This is a genomic window from Xanthomonas sp. SHU 166 (genome assembly GCF_000364685.1).
GTDB lineage: Bacteria > Pseudomonadota > Gammaproteobacteria > Xanthomonadales > Xanthomonadaceae > Xanthomonas_A > Xanthomonas_A sontii.
Genome location: NZ_AQOJ01000671.1, coordinates 1 through 1,235, shown reverse-complemented (window position 1 = coordinate 1,235; position 1,235 = coordinate 1). Strand labels below are relative to the sequence as shown.

The following is a 1,235-nucleotide window of genomic DNA, read 5'->3' as shown; positions in this document are numbered from 1 at the left end:
ACTTGTTCGAGGTGCGCGTGGCCGACCCGCTGGCGATCGGTGCGGTGCTGCTGGTGCTGGCCGCGGCCGGCCTGCTCGCCGCGCTGGCACCGGCGCGGCGCGCGGCGCGGGTGCCGCCGATGCACGCCTTGCGCGCCGAATGATGCGCTTTGCGTTCCGATGCGGGTACGCCACGACGGGCGCCGTGGCGCCTGTCCGCCACGCCCGGCCGCTAGACTCTGCGCCATGACTGACAACCGCACACCGCCGCTGCCGCGCATCCTCGTCGTCGACGACCAGGCCGACGTGCGCGAAGCATTGCGCATGCTGCTCAAGAGCGCCGGCTACGGCATGGTCGGCGCCGAGTCGCCGGAGCTGGCGCTGGCCTGCCTGCGCGGCGACGCGTTCGCCGCGGTGCTGGTGGACATGAACTATGCCCGCGATACCACCTCCGGCGCCGAAGGCCTGGCGTTGATCGCGCAGATCGCCGCGCAATGGCCGGGGCTGCCGGTGATCGCGATGACCGCCTGGGCCAGCATCGAACTGGCGGTGGCGGCGATGCGCGAGGGCGCGGTGGATTTCATCGAGAAGCCCTGGCAGAACGCGCGGGTCCTGGCGGTGCTGGAGAGCCGCATCGCATTGGACCGCAGCCGCCGCGCCGCGCAACGGCTCGGCGAGGCGCAGGCACTGTTGCTGCAGGACGGTGCGGCCGGCTTCGTCGCCGAATCGGCACCGATGCAGCGCCTGGTCGAGGATCTGCTGCGCATCGCCGGCAGCGGCGCCAACGTGCTGCTGCTGGGCGAGAACGGCACCGGCAAGAGCCTGCTGGCGCAGTTGCTGCACCAGTGGTCGCCGCGTCGCACGCAGGCCTTCGTCAAGGTCAACATCGGCGGCCTGGCGCCGACCCTGTTCGAGGCCGAACTGTTCGGTCACGTGCGCGGCGCCTACACCGACGCGCGCCAGGATCGCGCCGGCCGTTTCGAACTGGCCGATGGCGGCACCCTGTTCCTGGACGAAATCGGCAACCTGCCGCTGCAGCAGCAGCCCAAGTTGCTGCGCGCGATCGAGGACGGCGAGTTCGAGCGGCTCGGTTCCTCGCGCACGCAGCGGGTGGACGTGCGCATCGTCGCGGCGACCAATGCCGATCTGGAGGCGGACGTGGCGGCCGGCCGCTTCCGCCAGGATCTGCTGTACCGGCTCAACACCTTCCAGGTGCGCGTGCCGCCGCTGCGCGAGCGCGGCGCCGACATCCTGCC

At 71.8% G+C, this 1,235-nt stretch carries 1 protein-coding gene; it reads left to right on the top strand.

What is annotated here, in order from left to right:
• Positions 1 to 225: 225 nt before the first annotated feature.
• The coding region (locus tag D180_RS15960) for a sigma-54 dependent transcriptional regulator (RefSeq protein ID WP_017913585.1) at positions 226 to 1,235 on the top strand (1,010 nt) is incomplete at its 3' end.